The following is a 16,835-nucleotide window of genomic DNA, read 5'->3' as shown; positions in this document are numbered from 1 at the left end:
CTTTTCAACTTTACTTAACCCGTTACTTAACGAAAACGAACACCTGTAATGTCGTATTCAGCAATAAAGCGGCCACCATAAGTATCTACAAACATAAACTCCATCTCTATTTTTTCTCGTCGGCCTTTGTGCTCAAGCAATTCAACAATAAAGTATTTATTTGAATTAAGGTCATAAGAGCGACCTTGTGTTTCTCGGGTAATATTAAACTTTGTAGGGTTACCAATTTTATCAAAGTACTCAAACAGCACGTTTAAACCGCGCGCATAAATTCCCGAGTCTCGCTGTGAGGAATTAGGTCTTTGCTGTGCCAGCAACCATGTTTTGTCTTTTTGATTTACAGCTTTAATAAAGTCACTCATTAATTGTTGGTGTTCAATAAGAGGCGGTATATTTATTTCTTTTAGTGATTCTGTGAGTTTATCGCCCGCTCCCCCGGTTCTTGCTATGTAATTCTCAAAACCGGCGTCTATCGACATATAATTTAAATAGTCAGCAAGGCCATTATTATAAACCTGTTCAAATGTGCCGTATTCTTCAAAAAGGATACTTTCAAGACTATTATATAAAGAAAAAGCATGCGCTGAGTCTAATTTCTTTAGTTCAGAAGTGTCTATAAATTGACCAAAGAGTAGTGCATTTAAGTCAATTACATTCGTTTTACCATCAAACGTAATGATTTCCTTGGCCCATTCTTTATCTGCTGTGGCAATTTGCAAATAGTAACGTTGAAAAGGCGCACCATGCTCATCATTGATGGTTAGTTTCTTTGTCGAAAAGTCATAAATTTTGGCATTTTTTGTAGGGCCAGTCCTAACACTTATCTTTAAGCCTTTTGACAGCTCGGTAAATTTATCTGACTTTTCAATCACAACTTCTTGAGAAGCAAAAATAGTCGTCGGAAGTAGCAACAAAATACTGGCAATGCATTTACTAACATTTTTCATATAAATCCCTTTAAGTTAAAATCAGACCAAACCCAATACAGGTACAGCAATACCTTAAATGTATACTAAAGTGGTAACTAATTGAAGCTTAGTGTGAATGTTAGGGTTTATATCGGTAATGCCCTGTAATTTTGTAAGTGAATAACATATCTTCCATTTTAGGGCCCCAGCCTATGTTATGAACAATCAGAGGTCTTAATTTATCTTTCGATAGTTCATCTGTAAGCTACAAAATGCTACATGATTTTAGCAGCGGTAGTTTCAGCTTAACTGAGCAAAATCTCTTTATTTCATTGTTTTAAAGTAAGAAATAGTCAGCAAGCTGATATGGAAAATTAATCACACTGCTTTGGCTCCAGCAACCATATTGTATTTATGAGTAGCCATTGCTAAATTACTCACCTCTTACCACATGATGTTTTTATAAATGGACTTATTACGTTTTTTAATCGCCTTATTTGTTCTAATGAGTTTCTCACTTAGCCAATCAATTTCCGCTAAAGTAATGATTGGTGTATCAAGTGAAAATGGCGAGTCATTAAAGTACTCACGCAAACAATTTCACGGTGAATTAAAATCAGCCTATAGCTGCGTTATCAATCAACTTGATAGCAACTACGACGTAATCACTGTTCCGCAAGCACGGCTTATTAAAATGCTGCAAAATAATGAAGTTGATATTGCCATGCCACTTTTATTGTTACCACAGAGAGATCTATTTGCGACTCGCTCAGCAACAATTTATCAAGTTGGATATGAGCTGATCAGCCACAGTACTAACCCAGATTTGAGTATCGAGAATTTACGCAGACAGGCAAACTTGAATGGTATCGTCTATAAACGCGGAACTGGGGCACGTACCTTAATGCTTAAATACTTAGGCATTGATAAAAATGAATCGATAAGCCATGAACATCAAGTCAGTACATGGCAACAAGCCGTTGATTTTGTGGCTAAGAACAGAGCTGGTATAACAGCCCTTCCTGCTGTGATTGCAAAAGATATTGAGCCTCACCACTTTAATGGCGTCACACGCATTAAAATGCCGGACTACCAATTAGGTCTTTACATGTCATCACGTTTTGCCAAAAGCGCTGTCGCAACTGTGATCAAGGATGCATCTAAAACCTGTAAAGAATTTAGGTAGCGATAGGTTATTTAATTTGATCAGTTTTAAGCTCAGCTAGACGACTTTCAACTTGTAAGCGCTCTTGCTCTGTTAGTTCACCATAAAGCTTAGGGTATGGCCAGCCATAACCCCAGCGAAAGCTGGTTGGTAAAAAAGGTGTACCCCCCACTCTGACACCAGCAAGCATCAATACTGCAATCTCTTGCTCACCCACTTTAGCAACACACTCTTTTAAATCTATATCAGCTTGCTCACGTTGCTTAAAGGTACCGCCTTGCCAATATGCAAGGTCATGGGCTGTACAGCACGCCAACCACAGTTGTTTGTGAGCCAACGTTCCATCAGGAAATGAACTACAACCATCCGTTGTAAATGGCCTAAGTTCAGCTGCCTCAGCTTTAATTAAGCACACAGGTAAAGCAATGAGAATAAATATAAAAAGAATAAAATTTCGCTTATTCACGGTAAATTCCATTTTAAATTTGGCCCTATTATAAACAAAAAACCGCCGAAATTAATTCGACGGTTTAATTATTTAAGTAGTTATTTAAAAGAAGCTTACTTAGCTAATGTTTCGGCTGCTTTTTCTGCAAAAAGGTTACCTAGTTTTATATAGTAATTACTTTTATAGTGCCATTTATCTTCAATGAATTCGACAGGCTCATCAAAGGCGACTAAATGAGCATTAGCATTTGATTTAACAAACTTTTTTTGAGCATCCCATACACTCTCTATATATGGCATCATGCGTGTTTGAGGTGTTTTACCAGAGTCTTCGATTCTGCCGAGGATAATTGGTAACGCCTTATCGCCAAATGTCATTTTCATATCATTCATTAGGCTTGTTAAATTAGCTAAATAAACCTTAGATGCTTGCTCATGATAGGCATCTGCCTCACCCTGCATCCAAATGATCCCTGCCGGGACTAAAGTATCTGCTACACCATCACCATCTATATCATTGTTAGCTAGTGCAGCTCTTACTGTAGTTTGAAAGTTATCCCATTGGTTAATCTTGGTGTTGTCAGCATAGTTCTGCCCCCATGTACCAAAGCCTGAAGCCCCAAGCGCAATAGATGAGCCTCCACGTGCATATTTGATAATGGCTATTTTCTTATCAGTGAGCTCAGATAAACGTTTACCAAAACTCAATTCAGGACCAAACCTGTCAGATAAAATAATTGAATGATCTGTCGATCTTGCGCCTGTTCCAAAACCAGGCATTAAATTGGTCCAAACACCTTTGCCACCATTTAATGCATCATCAGCAACAGGGTTACCAAAAAAGAATAAGGTATTTTCAACTGGCTTTTTATACTGCGCAGGTAAGTCTTTATTAAAGCCAAAACCTTCCATATTTGATTGGCCCCCCATAAAGTAAAGTAAATAGTCATCCGCTTTACTTTGCGTGCTTATCGCTAACAAACCACATAAGGCTAGTTTTTTTAACATTATTTTTCCTTTTACCAAAAGCCATGCCCAATAAATATTTGGTATGCAATTAAGTTTTTACTTCATAGTTATAGCTTCGTGCTATGAATACCTCTAATACAGGCATTTACCCTATCAGAAGCAGTTCGATTCTTTTAATCAATCAATTATTACAGTGCTTGCGCGTTTGCTCTGAACATAAACTCAAGTGGGATTTGCAATCGCTTAGCCCAATCAACTTCTGCATGCGTCGCACCTGGGAAATATTGACTCTGCCATAACGAAGCTGGATAACCGTGTTGCATAAATACATTATCAATTTGTTTTTGAAGATCAGGATACATTGAGTCTAATGTGCCGTCTCCATAATCGAAGTAAACTTTTTGTGTTGTTAATTTGCCAATATTGTCAGAAATATACTGCTTGAAAGCAGTAAATACTTGTTCGTCATAGGTAAAAATTCCTGGCCAATGCGTAGACATACAAATTGCACCAGCAAACTCATTAGGATATTGAAGTAGTGTATACCAAGAAATAAGCCCTCCCATGCTTGATCCTGCAATATACCGGTGCTCAAAACCTTTATTTACTGAATAGTTTTTCTCAATAAAAGGAATGACTTCTTCAACGACAAAGCGAGCATAGTTATCTGAATATACCTTAGAGTAAAACAGCTTTTGCCCTGGATACCTCTCTAACTCATATAAATTTGCTTGTTTTTGCTTTGCTAAACTTTCAAATACTTTTTGTGGAAAATACTCACTATGACGATTTTCTAGCGCATTTGGAATGCCAACAACTATAAATGGCTTAACTTTACCGCTTTGAATTAACTTAGCGGCAACTTCATCAACTTGCCACTCTTGTTTATTCCATGTTGTTTTGGCATCAAACAACATTCGACCATCATGCATATATAAAACATCATACTTACGTGTGTTGCTATAACCTGGTGGTAACCAGATATTTAAAAAACGGCTCTCAACATACTTTGAACTAAAGTTTTTCTTAACATCAAGATGCCCTTCTGACACCTCAGGGATTATCACATTTGCAAAAGTGACACCTGAAAATAGCATCAAGGTTAAACAAATTAATTTCTTAAACATAATGTCTACTCAAATTTAAACTAAAAAGCCGCAAATGAATTGCGGCTTATTAATAAGGTATTACTTGAGGGCTTTTTCAACCACTGGGTAATGATCCCATACATGTTTATCACTCACTGAGCGGAGTAACTTAATGTATTCAGCGTGAGTCCAAGCCAGTGGTGTGGCTGAGTTTGTACCCTCACCTAACTGATAGCCTGCTTTATTATTGCCTACGCCATCCCAAACTTGTTCAGGTAACATCATGCCTTCATTGGCAAATGCTTCCATACCTTTTACATAGGTGTCTTTAATCGCTTGTTGCTTCATCGCATCAAGGCTATTAGTTGCGTTTGCTGCAGCGATTTCATAGTGACCGCGTTCACCTGTGAAAAACGGCCATACACGACCACGTTGACCAGGGGTGTTATTGCCACCTTCGGCATAGTTGTTACCTGTCACTTCATCTTCACCGTAACCATCGTTACCATAGCGGCGGTAGCCTGGGAATGAACCCGAGCCATCAGCAAAATTAAAGGTGTAACGCACTTGCAGATTATCGACTAAGGTTTCGTCATCGTATTCTGGTAATGTTTTTACAATGCTTGCAGCAAGTGCATCACGAACACCATAACGTACAAGCTCTAAGAAACCACCATCAAGGATTTGCTTTTTATCAAAGCCTTCACGCCCGTTATTAGCATTAAGTGTGGTTGATGAGTTTGGATCTTTGTCTTGACCGATACGAATGAAATATTCACCATCGCTGTTTTCAGACTTAAGGTTACCTTTAGTCGTAAACATGGTGCTTTCAATTTCACTGTTGTAGGTTTTAGCCGTTGATATGTAACGCTCTGCATTTTTAGTGTCACCTGCTTTTTTAGCAATATCAGCAGCTGTCACAAGGCCTGCAACAACCGCTGCAGTTGTTGATGGAGAGAAACCATTTTGTTCTTCCCAACGCTCTTGTTGCGTTGCTGGCGGTGTAATTTGTGTGTCGTTCCAAAGAATTTTCGCAAGGCCACCATCAACTAAGAAATCAGCAGCTGGTTTTAACATTTTGCCATACCAATCTGTCAGCTCTTGATCGCTAAGTACGTCAGCTTGATGTAGTTTCCACGCTAACATAATTGGCATTGCTGTTTGGTCAAGCTGAACACCTACCCACTCAAGCTCACCATCAACGTGAGTCTTTTGTAAGAACCAACCCGTGTCACCACCATTGCCTGGTGTGTTATCTGTTACTTGTACTTTTTCTAAATATTCAAACGCCGTTTTAGCAGTGCGTGTATCACCCATGGCCATAAATGCCATTGCTACTTGATAGAAATCACGTACCCAAACCGCTTTATAACCGGTAGAACCTGTTTTGGCTGATACTGTTTCACCCCAAGGGTTAGACAGTGACGCAATTAAAGCACCAGCATGAGTTTTATCTTCTTGCGCTTTTAACACCATGGCGCTGGTATAAAGCAACTTACCATTATCTGCGGTGCTGTTAGTTAATGTGCTCAAAGGTTCAAGGCTCGTTAAGTAGTCTTGCCAACCAATTGCAGCACCCTCACCGTTATATGCAGCAAGTACTTTTTGGTAGCCTTGGTTTAAACTTGCTTGACCTTCTTTTAAGCTTGCAGCTTCAGAGTTACCAAAGCTTAAAGCTAAATCAAAAGTGGTGTTTTTTGATACTTCACCAAGCTCTGCAAGTAAGCTCACATTACCCGACTTATCACCAGTACTTTGGTAAGTCGTTGATAATGATTGCGATGCTTTTAACTCTTTTAAGCCATCACTTACACCGGTAAAGCCAACGCTTGCCTTTTTAAATGGTTGAGCGGCTTGTAAAGATAAAAAGCTATCATCTTGCCAAGCAACTAGACCCTCATCAGTCACTTTTGCAAAGTCATCTAAACCGTTATTATCAATGTAAGGATTCACATTAACGTAGGCTTTTACACCTTCAAGGTCAGTATTAAACACGCTACGAACAAACAATGTTTGGCCGTTTGGATCTGTAAAAATATGTTTTTCTAAGGTGAAACGACCTTGCTTATCTTTACTTACTACTTTGTAAGCAAGCGATAATGGGCGCCCTGCGTCGTCTTTGTATAAATAATCAATGCTTACATCGAGATCATCGTTCTCTGTAACGGTAAAGTCTTTACCAACTACAACAAACTGCATATCTTTGATTTGTGCTTGGTGAATTAAACCAAACATGGTTTCGGTGATCATGCCTTTCGCGATTGAAAACCAAACTTTTGATACTTTGCCAGTAGCAGCTGCGTCGCTATAGTGGCCGTCTTGGTATTGCTCGTAAGATGTACCAATACCTGTTTTACCAGAGTATGCCCAAAAAGGCTCAACACCCGGTGCTCCTGGCGCAGACACCTGCTCAACTGCTGTATTAACTGATTGCTCTGAACTACAAGCTGTTAAACCTAACGCTAACAAGCTTGCTGTAATGAGATTAAATTTTTTCATGGTGTGTCCTTATTATTGTTGCTTAACGCGCAGTACAGCGACCGCTGCTAGTACGAATGACACTGCACCTAGCACTAACGCATAAATCGGTTGATTATCAAAAAAGTGACGTAAAATTAGGCCTAATACGCTTGCCGCTAAAAGCTGCGGAATAACAATAAAGAAGTTAAAGATACCCATGTACACACCCATTTTTTTACTTGGTACTGAGGTACTTAACATTGCGTATGGTAAAGATAGAATTGACGCCCAAGCAAACCCTACTCCAATCATTGGCCAGATCAGTAAACTTGGATCTTTGATAATAATGAAGCTGACCAGACCCAATGCACCTAGCACTAGGTTGATAGCGTGAGCCATTTTTAGCCCTACTTTTTTAACGATAACCGGAATACACAGTGCTGCAATGGCAGCAAAACCATTGTAAGCGGCAAACAATACACCAACCCAATCCGCACCGTTATTGTAGGCAAGAGAGCTTGTATCACTGCTGCCGTAGTGGAAGCTAGTTACTGCCGATGTGGTGTAAATCCACATTGCAAATAATGAGAACCAGCTAAAAAATTGTACCCAAGCCAATTGTTTCATCGTTTCTGGCATAGTGAATACATCATTCACAACCTGATAAAAGCCACCACTGGTTGCGTTTTTAGCCTTTAAAGCACCAGCAATAAATTGAATAACACCAAAGCTAATCAAACCACCAGCAAGTAAATAAAGCTCTTTTTCAAGCGATAACCCCGTAACAACACCAAGTACCACAAGACCAAGAACCGTAAAGATTGCAGCGCCTTTGTTAAAGTTTACATCACTTTGAACCTCGCCCGAGTCATCGCTTTGCTCTTGTTCGTGAAAGCTTTCAAGTTCTTCTGGTGAATATTCTTTAGTAGTAAATACGGTCCAAAACACAGCAATAATTAAAACTACTGCGCCAAAGTAAAACGAGAATTTTACAGAATCTGGAATTTGCCCTGCAGGTGCTGTATTGGCAATATCAAACCAGTTAGTCATCATCCAAGGTAATGCAGACGCGACAACCGCACCGATACCAATGAAGAAGCTCTGCATTGCATAACCAGTTGCACGTTGTTTTTTAGGCAGGTTATCACTGACAAGGGCACGGAATGGCTCCATAGTCACGTTAATTGACGCATCCATGATCCATAACATACCCGCCGCAATCCACAGGCTTGGTGAGTTAGGCATAATGAATAACGATAACGTCGTTAAAATAGCCCCATAGAAAAAGAACGGACGACGACGACCTAACTTATTCCATGTTTTATCACTCCAATAACCAATAATAGGTTGTACGATAAGACCTGTGAGTGGCGCTGCAACCCAAAGAATAGGAATATCATCAACATTGGCACCTAATGTTTGAAAAATACGGCTTACATTACCGTTTTGTAATGCAAAGCCAAATTGGATTCCAAGGAATCCAAAACACATATTCCATATTTGCCAAAAGCTTAGCGTTGGTTTGTTATTATTCATAGTCAGCCTTTAAGGTAAATACTGCACTGCTTAAGCCGTTCAGTTGTAATTGAATTGGCGCCTTCGTAGATGCGTCAGGAATCACAATGTCGGCATGATTTTCTAGGTTATCAGTTAACGTTAAACCGCTGTGGTTAAGCTTAGGTAACAACGTTTGGTTAAGTGTTAGCTCAACATTTTGCGGGTTCTCTGAAAAGTTACTTACTACAAGCACTAGTTGTTGACCTAGCTTACGTGTGAACGCAATGACTTGCTCTGAGCCTGTCAGTTCAACCGCTTGCATGTCACCACCAACAATGGCAGGAAGTGTGTTTAACGACATTAACTTCGTGTAGTAAGCGCGAAGATCAGCTTGCTGCTTTGAAAGCGCACCGCCATCGAATTTACCATTATTCATCCACGCTTGATGCGCAGGCACACCCATATAATCGAAAATACTGGTACGTGTTGGGTCGCCAAAACCACCGTCCTCAGAGCCATCTTCACCGACAGCCTGACCAAAATAAAGTAAGGTTGGTGAGCGTGTCATCAGGGTAGATACCACCATCGCTGGCTTACCTTTTTCACTGCTACCCGCGAAATCTGGGCTAGCAATGCGTTGTTCATCATGATTTTCTAAAAAGTGCAGCATATGCTCTTCGATATCCGCCACTTGGCTTTGAATATCGAAAATAGTATCCGCTGATTGCTTGCCTTGCATCACAGCTTTAACCGTGTCGTAAAAACCGACTTTGTCGTAAAGGTAATCCATTTTACCTTGCTGGATATAAGGGCGATAAAGCGTTGGGTTATATACCTCAGCCAAAATAAAGGCATCGCTTTTTTGCATCTTGATTGATGAATTTAAAAAGCTCCAAAACTCAACAGGCACCATCTCGGCCATATCATAACGGAAACCATCAACACCTTTATCTAACCAATAAAGCGCGATATCGCGGAATTTATACCAGCTATTTGGTAGATCTTTATCTTGCCAAAAGGCATAGTGCGCACGGTAATCTTTATCTGCGTAATCAGCTGGTAGTGTTGGGAAGTCGTAGCTACCATCTGGTTTCACACCGTAATTGATTTTAACTGTTTCGTACCAATCATTAATGTCAGGTTTAGCGGCACGTGCCCCATTACCCGTCCACTTTGCTGGGGTTTCAGCAAACTGATTATCAGCAAGAGGATGCAGGTTACCACCTAACACTTGGTAGTTATCGCTTGTTGGCACTTGAAATGACTGCCCTGTTACATAATAAAAATTATTATCGCGAGCATAGGTTTTCGTCGTGTCATCTTCAGCACCAAAATCTTTTACGCCTTCAGGCTTGGCGACTGACTCGTAATTCCGCGCTACGTGGTTTGGCACAATATCAATAACAACTTTCATACCGTGCTCATGAGTACGATTGATTAGCTCAACAAACTCTTCTAAGCGGCGCTCAGGGTTAATTGCTAAATCAGGATTAACATCGTAATAGTCTTTCACTGCATAAGGTGAGCCTGCACGGCCTTTTACAACATCAGGGTCATCTTGTGACAAACCGTATTCGGTATAATCAGTTACTAAAGCATGACGTGGTACACCAGTGTACCAAACATGTGTTGTACCTAGCTCTTTAATACCTTGTAATGCAGCATCATTAAAATCAGCAAATTTACCTACTCCATTTTCTTCTAATGTGCCCCACGGTTTATTGGTGGTGTTAGTGTTACCAAATAATCGAGTGAATACTTGGTATACCACAGGCTTAGAGATAGCTGCTTGGCTAGATTCTGATTGCTGCTGTTGCGTGTTCTGCTGTACTGGCGCATCGTTACCACAGGCAGTTAAACCTAAAACCGAAGCCACTACTAACGCAGTTAGTTTGTATGTTGTCATCATTACTTCATTTTTCTGTAAATATCAGTTCATACTAATGTTAAGGGCTGCATACGGACAGTAAATGCATACGTATTCAGCCTATTAGTTGCAATTATTCAAGCTCGATTAAGCGTGCTTGCATAGCTTTTAAGCGGATTGGCGCCGCAAGATCAACGCGTTTTTCGCTGATTAAATCACGTCCTTTATTATTGCCTTTCAGCACTTCTTGCATGTAGCTTAAATCCCAATCAATGGCTTGTTGGTTTTTGTTAAGAATAACCAATACAGTTTGGCCATTGTGCTCTCTCACATAGCTGTAAACGCCTTGTTTTGGTGAAAAATGCATTAAACGGCCTTCGCTCAGTGCTGGTTTTTCTTGGCGCAGCTTAAGCAGTTTTTTCATGCTAGCTAACATCTCTTGCTGATCAGCTGAAAGCCCCTTACCTGTGAAGGCATTCGCTTTTTGGCCTTTAAAACCACCTGGGAAGTCAATACGAATATCACCGTGATCATTACTAGGCGTGTTATCGAGCAGCAGCTCTGTACCGTAATAGATTTGTGGAATACCGCGAGTTGTTAACAGCAGTGTCATGGCTAATTTAGTTTTTGCTAGGTCTTGACCCAGCTCAGTGTAAACACGGCTCATATCATGGTTATCTGCAAACACTAAAATGTTATCAGTATCAGCATATAAAAAGTCATTCGCGAGCGATTGATACACTTTTACCCACCCAGTATTCCAGCTTTCATCTTCGTTAAGTGCTTGGATCAGCGCTTCTTGTAATGAAAAGTCCATCACACTTGGTAAATCAGAGGTATAACCATCTTGATTTACTTTGCCGCGCTGCCAATAAGAAGCAATCGCTGGGTTAGTTGTCCACTCCTCACCGACAATATTAAAGTTTGGATACTCGGTCATAATCGCTTTAGTCCAATCAGCTAAAAATGCTTTATCTGAGTATGAATAGGTATCAACACGAATGCCGCTTAAGTTGGCGTATTCAATCCACCAAATGGCATTTTGAATCAAGTACGTTGATAGTAACGGCTGGCGCTGATTTAAATCAGGCATCGACTCAACAAACCAACCATCATTAAATTGACGTTTGTCGTATTGGCTCGCATGAGGGTCTTGGATTGTTTGTCTGGCGTGACTAGTGGCATTTTTACCGTTTTCAAACTTGCCATCAAAGTTAACCCAATCAGCTGTTGGCATGTCACTCATCCACTGATGCGATGAACCAAAGTGGTTAAGTACCATGTCCATCACTAAACCGATACCATGCTCTTTCGCCTCTACAGATAAGGTTTTATAAAGCGCATTACTGCCCATACGCGGATCAACTTTGTAAAAGTCAGTAATGGCATAACCATGATAAGAATAACTTGGCATGTTATTTTCAAGCACAGGTGTTAACCAAAGTTGAGTCACGCCGAGGTCCTCAAGATAATCTAAGCTATTAATAACACCTTGAATATCACCACCATGTCGACCACCTTTAAAGCTTGGGTTTGCAGCCTCCTGCATACCTGCAACGGTGTCATTGCTTGGGTCACCATTTACAAAGCGATCAGGATTGATTAAATAAAGGGTGTCTTTATTTGTAAAGCCATGACGATTGGCACTTTGCTTATCACGGGTATTTAATGGGTAAGTAAATTCTGTGCCATCTTTAGCTTTAAAGGTTAGTGTTCCCGCCTTTGCATTATCGCTGATGGTTAAATCTAAAAACGCGTAATTAGGGTTATTCGTTGTTGTCACCCCTTTAAACTCAACGCCTTTGTAAGGCATCATTTGCCACGCTTTGTTAGCAATATTGTTATCGTAAAGCATGACTTGTAACGAGTCATTTTGCATGCCCACCCACCAGTTTTCTGGTGACGCGGTAATAGCAAAACTGGCTGTCGAGTTGAAAAGCGTAAATGCGGTCGTTAGCGCTAAAAATGATTGTGTTTTTTTCATAGTTAATTTTGTACTTTTTCTAAGAATTGACTGTGGGTCGGCAGCTGCTCGACAGTGCTATTAATCAAGGTTTTTAGATTGCTAAATAACTCATTTAATTGCTCGTCTGATAACGCATCAGTTAATGGATGGTGATCCTCTGCAATTAGCCCTTGCCCTATCATCACTTGCTGCCACGCAACTTCGGCAAATAGTTCATCGTCTTCTCGGACAATTTTGCCGCTGGTTTTAAATAGCTCAATTTTCTTTTTAAGACTGCTTGGAATATCCATGCCTTTACAAAAACGCCAAAACGCACTGTCTTCACGCTCAGTAAGCTTGTAATGAAGAATAATAAAGTCACGAATTCGCTCAAATTCTGTTTTACTTTGTTGATTAAATTCATCCACAAGGCATTGCTTAATACCTTGATGAGGAAAAAACTTAATTAAACGAATGGCTGCACTTTGAATTAAATGAATACTGGTCGATTCTAATGGCTCTAAAAATCCGCTTGATAAGCCAACCGATACCACATTTTTATGCCACTGCTTTAAACGGCGGCCTGTTTTAAATTTAATAACGCGTGGCTCTGTCAGTGGTTTAGCCGGTAAGTTATCCAAAAGCTGTTGCTTTGCCGCTTCGTCTGATAAGAAACGAGAAGAATATACAATGCCGTTTCCTACACGATGCTGTAATGGTATTTGCCACTGCCAGCCTGAGCCTCTTGCAATTGAACGTGTATAAGGAATTGCATCTGAAGCTGATTCACTTTGCACCGCAATTGCACTATCACATGGTAACCAATGTGACCAATCTTCAAAGCCAGTATTAAGAGTTTGTTCTATCAATAAAGCACGTAAACCGGTGCAATCAATAAATAAGTCGCCGTCTATTTGCTCGCCACTTTTAAGTAGCAAAGAGCGAATATACCCGCTTTCATGGCATTGATTTACCGATTCAATTTTGCCTTCAATGCGTTTTACGCCCCGTGATTGCGCTAATTCCTTTAAGAATTCGCCATATCGAGTGGCATCAAAATGGTAGGCATAATGTAAGCCCGCCAACTGAGTGTTAGGAATGTGCTTAAGGTGAGCAAATTTATCCGCTTTGGCAGCTTGATAATTAAGTGAAAAATCCCAAAAATCAGGCGCATTATTAGCTTGATTTGCTTTTAACCAAAAATGATAAAACTCACAAAACGGAAAATCCTTACCTATCTCACCAAAGGCATGCATATAGCTGTGGCCTTGGCTGCGCCAATTTTCAAACTCAATACCAAGCTTAATCGTGGCTCCAGTAGCCTTAATAAATTCTTTTTCAGAAATGCCTAACGCACCATTTAGATGCAAAATAGGTGGAATACTCGCTTCGCCTACACCAACAGTGCCGATCTCTGCTGACTCTACCAAGGTGATATCGAGCACTTTGCCTAACACTTTATTAAGTAAAGCAGCCGTTATCCACCCTGCTGTGCCACCACCGGCAATCACGACCTTGGTTATTTTTTTTGTTTCCATAGTACACCTAACGCCAATTTCAATTCATTGAGTGTAGCTCACTGATATAAAAAAGCCCTTGTAAAACAAATCACAAGGGCAATTTTCTATCGCTGTTTTAGCTCATTACAGCTTGTAGCTGAAGCCTAACAGGAATGTACGACCGTAGTCTTGGTAGTCACGTACTTGAAGTGAATTATCACCTTGTAGTGATGTGAACGGCTCTTCTGTGATGTTCTGTACTTGGAATGTTACAGATAAACCGTCAAGGCTCTCTACACCGCCTTCGCTAAAGTCATAACCAACTTGAGCATCCCAAATTGTTTCGCCTTTAATGTCAACTTGTGTAGTCGCAAAACCTAAACCGTAAACGTCACCTTTAAAGTCGCTACGCTTACGCATGCTAGTACGCGCTTGGAAACCGTTACGCTCAAAGTAAACTGTTAAGCTATCAATTTGGTCAGATAGACCAGGTAGCTCATAATCATTACCATTTTGGTCAGTTAAGTCTTGCTCAACACCTGTATGGCTTGCGATTAAACCAAAACCATCAAGTGATTCGCTAAACATAGTGAATGGTAGTGTTAATGAAAGCTCGTAACCCCATAAGTCACCAGAACCACCGTTCACTTTACCTGAACCTGTACCTGTTGAAGTTTCAGGGATTTCACCAGTAGACGGGTCAGCTACACCGCTCATGTCGATTTCATAAGTACCATCGAAAATCCACTGAGTGATATCTTTATAGAACACAGCTGCCGCGAAGTAACCTTCTTCATGGAAGTAGTTTTCGTAGCTTAAATCAAAACCAGTTGCTTCTTTTGGCTCAAGCTCTGGGTTACCACCTGATACACTCCAGTAGTTACCGTTTTCATCAGGTTGTTGATTGTAAGAAGCGTTAACTGATGAGTTCATTTCGTCTAAGCGAGCACGAGAAATCGTTTTCGCAGCACCAAAACGTACAGTTTGCTCTTCATCAATTGCAAAAGATAAGTTGATGCTTGGCAAGAAGTGGCTGTAGTCATGGCTTACATCTGTTGGTGATACAACAACTAAACCATCCACAGTGTTAGCAGCGAAGCCTTGTGAAGACTGTTCAGTTTTCACATAACGCACACCAACGTTACCTGTTACAGGAATTGAACCAATTTCAGCATTAATGTCAGCTTGCGCGAAAAACGCAGTTACTTCTTCTTGAACTGTCCAAGACTGTGTCTTGTGTTTTGAATCAGTTAAGCTTTCTTGAAGCAGGCTATAGTAACCATCATTCACTAGACCGTTGGTATCGTAAGCAACCATGTTGCCCATACCAATGAAATCAAGGCTAGCTGACCCTAAGCGGTATTGTTCTGGGATAGATAACATACCAGGGTTTGATAAAGAGAAGTCTTTTAGTGTCATGAAGTAACCTTCAGACAACTTGCTCTTTTCACGGTCACGGTATGACATACCAAATGACACACGGCTAATATATTCATTATCAAGTACTTTGCTTGCAGCAAGCTTTAATGTACTTAATTCATCATTGATTTCTGGTGCGTTGATGAAACCATCTTGCGCAGTATTTTGATAAGCAGTATCAGTAAGGCCGTACTTATCGTTAAGTGCAGCACTTGCACCCCATGATAATGGGCCGCCAAGTTGAATTAAATCATAATCGCTGTAATCAAGGTTATGGCTGAATTGCGCGCCAGTGTTACCACCGTCAAACTCATAACCAATCGTATCAGCTACACCATTTGCATCACCACGGCCTGTACCTGAGTAACTTTCGATACTCCAGATTTGACGCTCAACTTCAGAGCGGCTTACGTCAAATTCTACTGACCAGTCATCACTGATGTCGTATTTTGCATTAAAACCAAACTGAGTTAGCTCAGCGTTACGCTCTTCGTAGTCGTTACGAACAACAACACGTTGACCCTCAGTTACTGCACTTGTGATGAAACCAGAGTCAGCATCAATTACAGCTGAGCTTGGGTCGATTGAACCTTGGCCCCAAGCAAATGGCACTTCAATACCACGTAAGATTTTTTCATCAGAAAAATCAACGTATAAGGCATCGAATGTCATGTTTAGGCGATCAGTCGGCGCAGCTTCAATAACAAGCATGGCTGTGTCACGTTCAAGAGTCGATGAACGTACGAATGGCTTAGCACCACCTAAAATTGAGTACGTATTACCATCTTCACCTGTATATTCAGGGTAACCCCAAGAGTTCCAACGTTTTTCTTGGTTTGGAGAGCTCATCGTGTTGTAAGCGAATGCAACACCGATTGTGTCATCTGCAAATTGGTCAATGTAAGAAACCGTACCACGGAAACCTTTATCGTCACCGTCTGGGTTTAATTTATCAAAACCAGTTTGCTCGTATTGGCCGTTGAACATGATAACTTGCTCACCTTTGCTTAAAGGTTTAACAGTTTGCATGTCGATTACGCCAGCAATACCTTCTGCTTCAATACCAGCGCTTGGTGTTTTATATACCGTTACGCCACTCATAATTTCTGATGGGTAAAGGTCAAATTCTACGCCACGGTTGTCACCAATTGAAACTTGCTCACGACCGTTGAATGTTGTTGCGCTTTCGTTTTCACTGAAACCACGAACACTTACACGGCTAGCTCGACCGTCTAGACGTTGTGCTGTTAAACCAGGAAGGCGTGCGATTGATTCTGCAATTGATGAATCAGGTAATTTACCGATATCTTCTGCTGAGATTGACTCAACTACTTCAGGAGAGAAGCGTTTAGTATTAATAGATTCTACAACACTGCCACGAAAACCTTTTACTTCGATAACTTCAACGTTATCGTTTTTTGCTTTTTGGTCTTCTTCTGCAGCATACGCTACAAAGCTATTTAAACCTGCGGCTGTTAAAGCCAGAGTTAATATACTTGGTTTGAACATAGACATGATGTTTTCCCATTACCCAAATTGTAATGCCAACGTGTTGCAGTTATTGATGAACA

The 16,835-nt window shown here is 40.5% G+C and carries 12 protein-coding genes; 1 reads left to right on the top strand and 11 read right to left on the bottom strand.

Annotated elements, in window-relative coordinates:
• Window positions 1-26: 26 nt before the first annotated feature.
• Window positions 27-947 carry a hypothetical protein gene (locus KQP93_RS07775; protein ID WP_217876560.1) on the bottom strand — a complete coding sequence of 307 codons (921 nt, stop codon included), beginning with the start codon at window positions 945-947 and terminating at the stop codon, window positions 27-29.
• A gap of 100 nt (window positions 948-1,047) precedes the next feature.
• A complete protein-coding gene (locus tag KQP93_RS07770; protein ID WP_254907740.1) occupies window positions 1,048-1,122 on the bottom strand; it encodes a DUF1287 domain-containing protein in 75 nt (24 codons plus the stop codon).
• Between the two features lie 252 nt (window positions 1,123-1,374).
• Between KQP93_RS07770 and KQP93_RS07765 the strand changes: the two genes are divergently transcribed.
• The gene (locus KQP93_RS07765; RefSeq protein WP_217876559.1) at window positions 1,375-2,094 is read left to right on the top strand and encodes a hypothetical protein; all 720 of its coding nucleotides are present in this window, start codon (window positions 1,375-1,377) and stop codon (window positions 2,092-2,094) included.
• A 7-nt stretch (window positions 2,095-2,101) separates the two neighbouring features.
• Here the strand turns inward: KQP93_RS07765 and KQP93_RS07760 are convergent, their stop codons facing one another.
• The 9 genes from KQP93_RS07760 to KQP93_RS07720 all read right to left on the bottom strand — a co-directional run bounded on the left by KQP93_RS07760 (window position 2,102) and on the right by KQP93_RS07720 (window position 16,779).
• Window positions 2,102-2,539, bottom strand: coding sequence for a hypothetical protein (locus tag KQP93_RS07760; protein WP_440590126.1), 438 nt, complete (start codon window positions 2,537-2,539; stop codon window positions 2,102-2,104).
• Window positions 2,540-2,634: 95 nt separating this feature from the next.
• Window positions 2,635-3,528 (bottom strand): sialate O-acetylesterase, encoded by an 894-nt coding sequence (locus KQP93_RS07755; RefSeq protein WP_217876558.1) that lies wholly within the window; start codon window positions 3,526-3,528, stop codon window positions 2,635-2,637.
• Window positions 3,529-3,677: 149 nt separating this feature from the next.
• Window positions 3,678-4,616: an alpha/beta hydrolase gene (locus tag KQP93_RS07750; protein ID WP_217876557.1), complete on the bottom strand. Its 939-nt coding sequence runs from the start codon at window positions 4,614-4,616 to the stop codon at window positions 3,678-3,680.
• A 60-nt stretch (window positions 4,617-4,676) separates the two neighbouring features.
• Window positions 4,677-7,076, bottom strand: a complete 2,400-nt coding sequence (locus KQP93_RS07745) for a glucan 1,4-alpha-glucosidase (RefSeq protein ID WP_217876556.1) — start codon at window positions 7,074-7,076, stop codon at window positions 4,677-4,679.
• A 12-nt stretch (window positions 7,077-7,088) separates the two neighbouring features.
• Complete coding sequence (locus KQP93_RS07740; RefSeq protein ID WP_217876555.1) at window positions 7,089-8,573, bottom strand: MFS transporter; 1,485 nt, start codon at window positions 8,571-8,573, stop codon at window positions 7,089-7,091.
• The gene (locus KQP93_RS07735) at window positions 8,566-10,440 is read right to left on the bottom strand and encodes an alpha-amylase family glycosyl hydrolase (protein WP_440590125.1); all 1,875 of its coding nucleotides are present in this window, start codon (window positions 10,438-10,440) and stop codon (window positions 8,566-8,568) included. Before KQP93_RS07735 ends, KQP93_RS07740 begins: the two co-directional genes overlap by 8 nt.
• Before the next feature lie 94 nt (window positions 10,441-10,534).
• Window positions 10,535-12,385, bottom strand: a complete 1,851-nt coding sequence (locus KQP93_RS07730) for a glycoside hydrolase family 13 protein (protein ID WP_217876553.1) — start codon at window positions 12,383-12,385, stop codon at window positions 10,535-10,537.
• A gap of 2 nt (window positions 12,386-12,387) precedes the next feature.
• Window positions 12,388-13,884 (bottom strand): tryptophan halogenase family protein, encoded by a 1,497-nt coding sequence (locus KQP93_RS07725; protein WP_217876552.1) that lies wholly within the window; start codon window positions 13,882-13,884, stop codon window positions 12,388-12,390.
• A gap of 105 nt (window positions 13,885-13,989) precedes the next feature.
• Window positions 13,990-16,779 carry a TonB-dependent receptor gene (locus tag KQP93_RS07720; RefSeq protein ID WP_217876551.1) on the bottom strand — a complete coding sequence of 930 codons (2,790 nt, stop codon included), beginning with the start codon at window positions 16,777-16,779 and terminating at the stop codon, window positions 13,990-13,992.
• Window positions 16,780-16,835: the final 56 nt, after the last annotated feature.

Origin of the sequence: Pseudoalteromonas shioyasakiensis (genome assembly GCF_019134595.1) — a bacterium.
Lineage (GTDB): Bacteria > Pseudomonadota > Gammaproteobacteria > Enterobacterales > Alteromonadaceae > Pseudoalteromonas > Pseudoalteromonas shioyasakiensis_A.
This window is presented reverse-complemented; position numbering and strand designations above follow the sequence as displayed.

Excerpts from the sequence above, each read along its gene's own strand:
- KQP93_RS07775 (WP_217876560.1), bottom strand. The coding sequence starts at position 947 with ATGAAAAATGTTAGTAAATGCATTGCCAGTATTTTGTTGCTACTTCCG.
- KQP93_RS07765 (WP_217876559.1), top strand. The coding sequence starts at position 1,375 with ATGGACTTATTACGTTTTTTAATCGCCTTATTTGTTCTAATGAGTTTC.
- KQP93_RS07755 (WP_217876558.1), bottom strand. The coding sequence starts at position 3,528 with ATGTTAAAAAAACTAGCCTTATGTGGTTTGTTAGCGATAAGCACGCAA.
- KQP93_RS07750 (WP_217876557.1), bottom strand. The coding sequence starts at position 4,616 with ATGTTTAAGAAATTAATTTGTTTAACCTTGATGCTATTTTCAGGTGTC.
- KQP93_RS07745 (WP_217876556.1), bottom strand. The coding sequence starts at position 7,076 with ATGAAAAAATTTAATCTCATTACAGCAAGCTTGTTAGCGTTAGGTTTA.
- KQP93_RS07740 (WP_217876555.1), bottom strand. The coding sequence starts at position 8,573 with ATGAATAATAACAAACCAACGCTAAGCTTTTGGCAAATATGGAATATG.
- KQP93_RS07735 (WP_440590125.1), bottom strand. The coding sequence starts at position 10,440 with ATGACAACATACAAACTAACTGCGTTAGTAGTGGCTTCGGTTTTAGGT.
- KQP93_RS07730 (WP_217876553.1), bottom strand. The coding sequence starts at position 12,385 with ATGAAAAAAACACAATCATTTTTAGCGCTAACGACCGCATTTACGCTT.
- KQP93_RS07725 (WP_217876552.1), bottom strand. The coding sequence starts at position 13,884 with ATGGAAACAAAAAAAATAACCAAGGTCGTGATTGCCGGTGGTGGCACA.
- KQP93_RS07720 (WP_217876551.1), bottom strand. The coding sequence starts at position 16,779 with ATGTCTATGTTCAAACCAAGTATATTAACTCTGGCTTTAACAGCCGCA.